We start from the raw sequence: 6,176 nt of genomic DNA, 5'->3' as shown, positions 1-6,176 counted from the left end.
CCTGGTGGGCCTTCTGGAACCGATTGCGCCGCCGGTGCAGGCGGGCATGGTGGTGCTGGGCCGTCGCTCGATTTCCGGCTCGGCCATCGGCGGCATCGCCGAGACGCAGGAAATGCTCGATTTCTGCGCCGAGCACGGCATCGTCAGCGACATCGAAGTCATCGACATCAAGGACATCAACCACGCCTACGAGCGCATGCTCAAGAGCGACGTGAAGTACCGCTTCGTGATCGACAACGCGTCGCTCAAACACACTGGATGAGCAACTACGGGGCGCGGTCCTGGACCGCGGCCTTGCGCCCAAGGTGACGGCTGGCCTCGCGCGATTCGCGCAGGCGGCGCGCATGGGCCGACAGCAGGTCGCCCCGCGTGATGACGCCCACCACCCGCGCACCATCCTTTCCGACCACGACCAGCCGGCCCACGTCGGCCTCGACCATGTGATCGGCCGCTTCGCGCAAGGTGTGGTGCTCTCCCACCACCAGCGGCGCACGACGCAGCAGCGAACCCACCGTCACGTCATCCGGCGTGTCGCGGCCAAGCAGGTCGCGCCGAGTGACCACGCCGAGCAGTCGGCCACCCTCGTTCAGCACGGGGAAACCCTGGTGGCGCGTCGACGCATTCTCGTCAGCAAGCCACGCGCGTACATCGCCCAGCGACTGGGATGCCAGCAGGCTCACCACCTGGCGGCTACATGCATCGCCAACACTGATGCGTTCCAGATGGTCGGCGGCGTACTCCGAAGGCACGTGCACGCCGCGACGCGCGATCTTCTCGGTCATGATGGTCTGGCGCATCATCAGCCCGGAGACCAGGTAGGCCGCAGCGCAGGCCGCGAGCAGCGGCAACAGTCCCTGCGGCTGCTGCGTCGTCTCGAAAGCAAACACCACCGATGTCAGGAACGCGCGCGATGCGCCGGCAAACATCGCCGCCATGCAGACCAGCGCCGCCACATGCGGGTCCACCTGCAGCCCCGGCAACCACGCCACGCACAGGCCACCAAGCAAGCCGCCCATGGCGCCGCCGATGGTGAACATGGGAGCCAGCGTGCCTCCGGACGTGCCGCTGCCCAGTGCCACCGACCACGACAGCAACTTGAGCACGCATAGCGCAAGCATCACCGCCAGGCTGATCTGCCCGCCGAGCACCGCGGAAATATTGCTGTAGCCCACGCCAAGCGTGGCCGGCATCACATAGCCGACGACACCCACCATGACGCCGCCAATGGCCGGCCACCACATCCAGTGGATCGGCAACTTCTCGAAGCCATCCTCGATGGCATAGGTGAGCCTGGTGATACCGACGCTGGCCACACCCGTCAGCAGACCCATGGCCATATAGACGGCCAGAGCCATCAGGCTGGGGGCCGCGATGGCCGGCATCGGGAACATCGGCTCGTTGCCTTCCAGCACATAACGCACGCCCGTGCCGACTGCCGAGGCCAGTGCCACCGGAATCAGCGAACGGGCGCGGCGTTCAAACAGCAGCAGCTCAAGCGCCAGTAGCACCGCGGAGATCGGCGCGGAAAACACCGCGGCCATGCCTGCTGCCGCGCCAGCCGCCAGCAAGGTCTTGCGTTCGTCGGCGGTGACATGCAGCACCTGGCCGAGCAGCGAACCCAGCGCGCCGCCGGTGGCGATAATCGGCCCCTCCGCGCCGAACGGACCACCGGTACCGATGGCAATCGCGGACGACACGGGCTTCAGCCACGTCATGCGCGGGGGAATGCGGCTTTCGTTGAGCAGCACCTGCTCCATCGCCTCGGGAATGCCGTGCCCGCGGATCGCGCGAGAACCAAAGCGCGCCATGGCGCCCACGATGAGGCCACCGACCACGGGCACGCCGATGACCCACAGGCCGAGATGATTGTCTGCCGGGCTGCTGAACTCGGCGCTCGCGCGGCCGTAGAACGCGAGGTTGGTCACCAGTCCGATGAGCGCCGTGAGCGCGCGTGCAATCAACGCCACGAGACCGCCCAGCGCCATCGCCAGCACGGCCATCCAGGCCACGCGCCATGACAGCGGCCGGAATTGCCGCGGCATGCGCGCCGCGGCCAGCGCAGGGTCCAGCGATGGCGCAAGCGGAAGCGCCGCACGCGAGTGCGGTTCGGAGGGTACGGAGGAAGACATCGGAAAGCCCGGGAAAGGGAAAATCCGCGCAAGGTTACGCGGATCCTGCCCTCGTAGCTGGCTGGAAAATGAACGACCCGCGGCGGGATCAGGAGCCCAGCCGGGCGGCCTTCGGCGCGTTCCAGCCCAGGGCGTTGTAGACGCGGTAGCGCAGGATGCCCAGGTACTCGTGCATGGCCGCGTCGGCCAGCAGGTAATTCCAGGAATCGGGGATCCATTCGCGCCGTGCATTGAGCCAGTCGCCGGCCACCGGCTGCGGCTCGATGCCGAAGTGCGCGAAATACAGCAGTGACCGGCGCAGGTGGATGCCCGAGGTCACCAGCACCATGTGCTGAGGTGCGTAACTGGCCAGCAATGGACGGCTGAACTGGGCGTTCTGCCAGGTCGTCATGCTGCGCGTCTCGAAGGACATGTCCGCCTCGGGAATGCCAAGCTTGCGCAGCGCGCGCCCGTACACCACCGATTCGGCTTCGCCATGGTCCTGCGAATCGCCGCCGCTCACGAACAAATGGCATTCCCTGCCCGTTGCCTTGCACGCGTTGTACAACTGCGCTGCACGCAACACGCGGCCATCAGCGAAATAGGAAGGCTGCAGCGGTTCGTCGCCTGCCACGACGGTGCCTGCGCCCAGCAGCACGATGGCGTTGCGCGGCGCCCATGCAATGGCCGGTTCCACGTCGTAAGGGCTTTGCAGGCTGCGGATGAGCATGCGCGGCACCGCACCGCAACCCACGCCGAAGAACAACACCGCGGCCGCAGCGACCACCAGGTTGCCCGTCCGCCGCCAGCGCAGGCGGTACAGGCATGCGGCCCCCAGCAACAGGACGAAAAGGATGGCGAGCATGCAGGTCCCCGGTCCGTGGAAAGTCATGGCATCTTAGATGCCTGATCCTTCTCCCTCCATAGTTGGCGTTGCCGGCCCGCACCCATCAGGGGACGGGGCGTGGCGCAGGGACCGCTCATGACCACTCTCGTTTTCGTCCACGGCTGGAGCGTCACCAACACCGCGACCTATGGCGCCCTGCCCCTGCGCCTGCAGCAGCAGGCGGCCGCGCAAGGCGTGGCGCTCACCGTCACGGACTTGTGGCTGTCCGAATACGTGAGCTTCGACGATGTCGTGACCATGCCGGACCTCGTGCGCGCCTTCGACCACGCGTTGCGCGACCTGCATCTGCTCGACGCCAGCTTCGCCTGCATCACGCACTCCACGGGCGGTCCCGTCGTGCGCGAATGGCTGCGCGCGCAACGCGAGCGTCCCGGTACCTTCAGCACGATCCGACTCACCCACCTGATGATGCTGGCGCCGGCGAATTTCGGCTCGGCCCTCGCACAACTGGGAAAGAGCGTGCTCGGCCGCCTGCGATCATGGTTCGACGGCGTCGAGCCCGGCCAGCGCATCCTCGATTGGCTCGAACTGGGCAGCACCGAATCGCTCTCGCTCAATCTCGACCATATCCACGGCGACGATCCACTAGGGCGTGGGCAATACCTGTTCGTACTCACCGGCGATCGTCCCGACCGCGCGCTCTACGACCACATCAACAGCTACACGGGTGAGGATGGATCGGACGGCGTGGTACGCATGGCCGCGGCCAACCTCAACGCACGACATGCCGTGCTGGCCCACGACAGCGGCACGCTCGAGGACAGCCTCTCGCTGCAGGTCACCCGCGCGCCGCGCACGGCGTTCAAGCTGATCCCCGGGGCATCCCATTCCGGCAGTGCGAAGGGCATCATGCAGGCCGCGCCGAAGACCACCCTCGATGCCCTGCTGCGCTGCCTGCAGGTGAAGGATGCGGCGGGCTATCACCAATTGTGCGATACCTTCGACGCGGAGAATGACCAGCGCGACGCGGACAAGGTCGAGCTCGAACCGGTGGGTCCGTTTACGCCACGCGTGCACATCCACGATCCGCGCAGCCTGTTGATCGTCAGGCTCACCGACGAGAGCGGCGAACCGCTACCTGGCGCCAAATTGCTGCTCAACGCAGGCACGCCACCCAATCCCGACTGGATGCCCCAGGGTTTCATGCTCGATCGCCAGGCAAACAGCCGCCAGTCGCAAGTGATCTCGTTGTTCCTCAACCACGACCTGCTAGCCGGCTCGGCCCGCGTGCCCGATCCTTCCAACAGCCGCAAGACGCTGCGTCCCGCCGTCGATGCCCATCGGCCTTATAGCGTCAGCGTGGAACCGGCGGACCTGGACGGACTGGTGCACCACGCCATTGCCGCCATGGCCAGCGGCAACGACCTGCTCGATGCCCTCGGCCCTCACCAGACCACCGTGCTGGACGTGGTGTTGCCAAGGAAGGTGCACGAAGGCGTGTTCCGTTTGACCCGCAATCTGACGCCCGAGGATTTCAGCCATCCGGCGGCCGGCCCCGCCATACCGGGTTGACGGCGAATCCCTGATCGCGCTCTGTCCGCGAAACATGCAAGTTGCGCATAGTGGGCACTGCCTTCGTCATCCTTGCTCGGCAGCATCCGCTTTGGTCTGATCCGGACAGCAGCCATCACGCGCACGTTACGGTTATTGCCTTGAACTACACCCGGCGAGGTGGCTGTCCACCTCGCCGTCCAGGGGTATCACCCATCACTTTCCTAGGGAGTCACCCGATGATTCGCCTGCTTCTCATGGCGTGCCTGTATGCAGGTTTCAGCGTCACCGCCATTGCAGCGGTCCAGCCCTTTCCTCCCTCGTTCCGCGTACAGGACATCAAGACGGAGGGCGCCACGATCCATGTCCGCGTCGGTGGCAAGGGACCGGCGGTCGTCCTGCTGCACGGCTTCGGTGATACCGGCGACATGTGGGCACCGCTGGCAACCGACCTGGCGCGCAATCACACCGTCGTCGTGCCCGACCTGCGCGGCATGGGCTTGTCCTCGCACCCGGAAGACGGTTACGACAAGCGAACCCAGGCGGCGGACATCCGCAGCGTGCTCACCCAGCTGGGCATCGACCATGCCGCGGTCGTGGGGCACGACATCGGCACGATGGTGGCCTACGCCTATGCCGCACGTTATCCGGACAAGACCGATCGCCTCGTCGTGATGGATGCGCCCGTGCCAGGCATCCCGCCCTGGGACCAGATCGTGCGCCTGCCCGCCCTCTGGCATTTCGACTTCGGCGGCCCTGACATGGAGCGCCTCGTCGCCGGCCGCGAACGCATCTACCTCGATCGCTTCTGGAACGAGTTCGCGGGCGATCCGTCCAAGGTCGACGAAGCCACGCGCCAGCACTATGCCGAGCTCTACGCTCGCCCCGGCGCCATGCACGACGCGTTTGCGCAGTTTCGCTCCATCAGGAAAGATGCCGAAGACAACAAGACCGCCATGGCGACCAAGCTCACCATGCCGGTGCTCGCCATCGGCGGCGAAAAATCCTTTGGCGCGAACGAAGCCGTCGTAATGCGCAACGCCGCCACCCACGTGACGGAGCTGGTCGTTCCCCATGCTGGGCACTGGCTGATGGAAGAAGCGCCGGACGTCACGATCCCGGCCATCCATCATTTCATCGACGACTAGCGAACGAGCTCGAACGATGCGAAGCCACGGAGATGCGGGGCGAGCATTCGTTTAGGGTCGGAAGCCAACGTCAAGCTTCCGACCCTTAAGCACTTAGCTCATCGAGTTGATGGAGGCACCATCGCGAGGAAGTGGCGCCAGGAAGTCAGACTCCGGCTCAAGGATCAACTCCGGCAAACTCTCCGCAATGGCAGCGCGCAGCTGTGCCCAAGCATCCGGATCCACCGACGGACGGGAGAGACCTTCTACCTTTGCCGCCGCAGACGGCCACTGCGTATAGCTATACCAAATGTCGTCAGGACCACGGTGCAAACGTGAGCCCAGTGATCCCCGCTCGGCCAAAAGCAATCCTGTGATTCGCGACCATGCTTGTACAAAGGATTCTTCCGAACCCGGATGCAGGCGCCAACGATAGAGGGCGCAAAATACGGAACCATCGCTGTGCATAACCGAATCCGTCAGAGTAGAAATTCTGTTTTCGCCTCGCCGTCCTCAAACCCATCAAGCGATGGCAAAGACCAA

The 6,176-nt window shown here is 65.3% G+C and carries 5 protein-coding genes and 1 pseudogene; 3 read left to right on the top strand and 3 right to left on the bottom strand.

What is annotated here, in order from left to right; all coding sequences use genetic code 11:
* Nucleotides 1-262, top strand: a pseudogene (locus tag VFG49_RS12370) (NAD(P)-dependent alcohol dehydrogenase); the annotation flags it as partial.
* A 4-nt stretch (nt 263-266) separates the two neighbouring features.
* Here the strand turns inward: VFG49_RS12370 and VFG49_RS12365 are convergent.
* Entirely contained in the window at nt 267-2,129 is a 1,863-nt protein-coding gene (locus tag VFG49_RS12365) for a chloride channel protein (protein ID WP_324860910.1), read from the bottom strand.
* Between the two features lie 88 nt (nt 2,130-2,217).
* A complete protein-coding gene (locus tag VFG49_RS12360) occupies nt 2,218-2,973 on the bottom strand; it encodes a YdcF family protein (protein WP_324860908.1) in 756 nt (251 codons plus the stop codon).
* A 117-nt stretch (nt 2,974-3,090) separates the two neighbouring features.
* On the opposite strand from VFG49_RS12360, the gene VFG49_RS12355 reads away from it, so the two are divergent.
* Both VFG49_RS12355 and VFG49_RS12350 read left to right on the top strand, forming a co-directional pair.
* Complete coding sequence (locus tag VFG49_RS12355; RefSeq protein ID WP_324860906.1) at nt 3,091-4,527, top strand: phospholipase; 1,437 nt, start codon at nt 3,091-3,093, stop codon at nt 4,525-4,527.
* 218 nt (nt 4,528-4,745) lie between these two features.
* On the top strand, nt 4,746-5,654 hold the full coding sequence (locus VFG49_RS12350; protein WP_324860904.1) for an alpha/beta hydrolase: 909 nt from the start codon (nt 4,746-4,748) through the stop codon (nt 5,652-5,654).
* A 93-nt stretch (nt 5,655-5,747) separates the two neighbouring features.
* On the opposite strand, the gene VFG49_RS12345 is transcribed toward VFG49_RS12350, so the two are convergent.
* Entirely contained in the window at nt 5,748-6,101 is a 354-nt protein-coding gene (locus VFG49_RS12345) for an antibiotic biosynthesis monooxygenase family protein (RefSeq protein WP_324860902.1), read from the bottom strand.
* Nucleotides 6,102-6,176: the final 75 nt, after the last annotated feature.

This window comes from Dyella sp. (assembly GCF_035685885.1).
Taxonomy (GTDB): Bacteria; Pseudomonadota; Gammaproteobacteria; order Xanthomonadales; family Rhodanobacteraceae; genus Dyella.
Note: the sequence above shows the minus strand (reverse complement) of the source record. Positions and strands in the feature narration are given on the sequence as shown.

Bases quoted from the DNA above. Each gene is read 5' to 3' on its own strand.
- VFG49_RS12365 (WP_324860910.1), bottom strand. From the start codon at position 2,129: ATGTCTTCCTCCGTACCCTCCGAACCGCACTCGCGTGCGGCGCTTCCG.
- VFG49_RS12360 (WP_324860908.1), bottom strand. From the start codon at position 2,973: ATGCTCGCCATCCTTTTCGTCCTGTTGCTGGGGGCCGCATGCCTGTAC.
- VFG49_RS12355 (WP_324860906.1), top strand. From the start codon at position 3,091: ATGACCACTCTCGTTTTCGTCCACGGCTGGAGCGTCACCAACACCGCG.
- VFG49_RS12350 (WP_324860904.1), top strand. From the start codon at position 4,746: ATGATTCGCCTGCTTCTCATGGCGTGCCTGTATGCAGGTTTCAGCGTC.
- VFG49_RS12345 (WP_324860902.1), bottom strand. From the start codon at position 6,101: ATGCACAGCGATGGTTCCGTATTTTGCGCCCTCTATCGTTGGCGCCTG.